The sequence below is a fragment of the Alkalibacillus haloalkaliphilus C5 genome, assembly GCF_000269905.1.
GTDB classification, from domain to species: Bacteria; Bacillota; Bacilli; order Bacillales; family Alkalibacillaceae; genus Alkalibacillus; species Alkalibacillus haloalkaliphilus_A.
Genome location: NZ_AKIF01000227.1, coordinates 1 through 2,727 on the forward strand (window position 1 = coordinate 1; position 2,727 = coordinate 2,727).

Below are 2,727 nucleotides of genomic sequence, written 5' to 3' on the forward strand. Positions count from 1 at the left end.
TATATGCGGAAGTAGTTCAGCGGTAGAACACCACCTTGCCAAGGTGGGGGTCGCGGGTTCGAATCCCGTCTTCCGCTCCATTCACATGCACCGCATATCAATCATATAGTATATTGATGGCGGCATAGCCAAGTGGTAAGGCAGAGGTCTGCAAAACCTTTATCACCGGTTCGAATCCGGTTGCCGCCTCCATAAAATTTTAAATACATAATCTCAAGTTGGTAAACAATTGTTTGCCAACTTTTTTTATGCTTATTTTGAAATAATATTTTATAAATAAAAGATATGATTGACATAAAAAATTAATAAAGTTATAATTATTATAAATTTTCAGCAAAGTTTATTGAAGGTTTTTGAAAGCGTTTTACTATAAGGCTAAGGAGATCTAACTGATGGATTTATCTAAACTACTTACTGAACAAAGAAATGAAAATAGCATGAACTTAGATCAGCTTAATACTTATGAAATTTTGCAAACGATTCATCGAGAAGATCAAAAAGTTGAAAAGGCAGTCAGCGATGTTATTCCTTCCATAAACGAAGTGGTAGAAAACGTATATAAGCGTCTCGCACGTGGAGGGCGTTTGTTATATGTTGGTGCAGGAACAAGTGGACGGCTAGGATTTTTAGATTCATCTGAATGTCCCCCAACTTTTATGACACCTCCTGAAAAAGTCCAAACTTTAATGGCTGGTGGGATTGAGGCATTCTTTCAAGCTGTGGAAGGTTCTGAAGACAATGAAGAGCAAGGGATAAAAGACATTACTGAGAAAGAAGTTAACGAAGATGATGTCGTAATCGGTATAACCGCTAGTGGTCGTACACCGTATCCAATTGGTGCTTTAAAAGCCGCACGAGAGACTGGAGCTTATACGGCATCACTAACATGTAATAAAAATTCATTGATTAGCGAATATGCCGATCAAGCAATAGAAGTGGTGGTAGGACCTGAAGTATTAACAGGTTCAACGAGAATGAAAGCTGCAACAGCTCACAAAATGGTACTGAATATGATTAGTACGACAACAATGATCAAGCTAGGAAAAGTATATGAAAACTTAATGGTAGATGTTCAAGCTAGTAACTATAAACTAAAAAACCGTGCTAGAAGAATTATTATGGAAATAACTAATGTGTCTTACGAGGAAGCCGATCAGGCTCTAGCAGCAACTAATAATGAAGTTAAACCAGCTATAGTCATGATTAAAAGTGGTGTTACATATGAAGAGGCACAGAAGTCGATTTCTAAGTGTGACGGTTATGTTCGAGAAGCGATTAATTATGCTAAGCAGTTAAGTTAGGTTTAATAGTAGAATACGCATTAATAGCTTTACATCTCTATTGGTGCGATTCATATAATAATAAGTTTAAAAGGGGGAGGAAACATTGAACAAAATGTTTAAAGGTCATTACTTATTAGTATTAATGACAGTGTTATTTATGATCTTTGCCATTGGTTGTGCTCCAGATGAAGCTCCTGTTGATGATGGAGAGCCTGATGAAGAAGAAACAACTGATGACAATGGTTCTAGTGATGAAGATGAAGAGGCTACTGAAGGTGAAGTTAGTGGCGAGTTAGAAATCCAATATTTTGTTGGTGGCTATGGTGATTCATGGTGGAAAGAAGTCATTGAAGATTTCGAAGCAGAGTATCCAGGTGTAGAAGTTGTTGAGCACGCTGGTGCGAACATTAACGAAGAGATGAGATCGCGTTGGGTTTCAGGAGATCCACCTGATGTCGTTTATATCGATGGTGCTGGTTCAAGTGAAACTCAAATGGTTGAAGATGGTCAGTTAATGAATTTAACTGAATGGGCAGGAGATATTGAACTAGAAGACGGTTCTCCGCTTTTAGATAGCTTTATTGCAGAGCCTTCAACTTATGATGGTGAACTGTATAGCTTACCATTAGTATTCGATGCTTGGGGTACATGGTATGACATGGCTCGTTTTGATGAGCATGGCTATGAAGTGCCATCTGACTTTAACAGTTTTATGAGCACTATGGGTGATATTCAAGACAACGAAGGGATTGAACCTTTCGTAACGACTGGACAGCACCCTTATTACTTCTCTAGAGGTATGCTATACCCTGCATTTGCAGCATATGGTGGTAATGATCTATTAGCTGACATTATCCAAGGTGAAGAAGGTGCATGGGAAACTGATGAAGCTGTAGAAATTATGGATAATGTTCAGGAGATGGTTGAAGCAGGTTATGTTGATTCAGGTTTAGGTGCTTTAAACCATACGCAATCTCAAATGAACTTCTTACTTCATGATAATGCATTCATTCCTGTTGGGTTCTGGTTACCAAATGAGATGGAAGGTGACACACCAGAAGATTTCCAATATGGTTTTATTCCTTCACCTATGAACCCTGAAGGAGAACCTATGGCGATCGTTCCTGACTTAAGACCATTAGCGATTGCTGAGGAAGCTGCAAACCCAGAGGCAGCTAAAGCGTTTGTTGAGTTTGTTTATTCTCGTGAGTATGCAGAGCTATTTTCAGAGCACACAGGTGCGATTATGAACTTAGAGGATGTAGATTTATCCAATAACCCTAATGTTCCTGAATATTTAATTCAAGCTAACGAAATGATTAATGATCCAGAACAAGTTCAAATTTATTACATGCCTCATCCAATGAGCGCAGATTTAGAAACACCTTTAAGTGATTCATTAGTTTCATTATTACTAGGAAATCTAACAGCTGAAGAATTTATT

2 protein-coding genes and 2 tRNA genes are annotated in these 2,727 nt (G+C 38.1%); all 4 read left to right on the forward strand.

Going from position 1 to position 2,727, the window contains the following annotated elements:
* The first annotated feature begins 5 nt into the window (after window positions 1-5).
* Window positions 6-80, forward strand: a tRNA-Gly gene (locus A194_RS0115725).
* 38 nt (window positions 81-118) lie between these two features.
* Window positions 119-192 (forward strand) — tRNA-Cys (locus tag A194_RS0115730).
* Between the two features lie 200 nt (window positions 193-392).
* Window positions 393-1,301: an N-acetylmuramic acid 6-phosphate etherase gene (gene murQ, locus A194_RS0115735; RefSeq protein WP_017187744.1), complete on the forward strand. Its 909-nt coding sequence runs from the start codon at window positions 393-395 to the stop codon at window positions 1,299-1,301.
* Between the two features lie 94 nt (window positions 1,302-1,395).
* Window positions 1,396-2,727 (forward strand): ABC transporter substrate-binding protein (locus A194_RS0115740; RefSeq protein ID WP_029425419.1); only part of this gene is annotated, 1,332 nt, incomplete at its 3' end.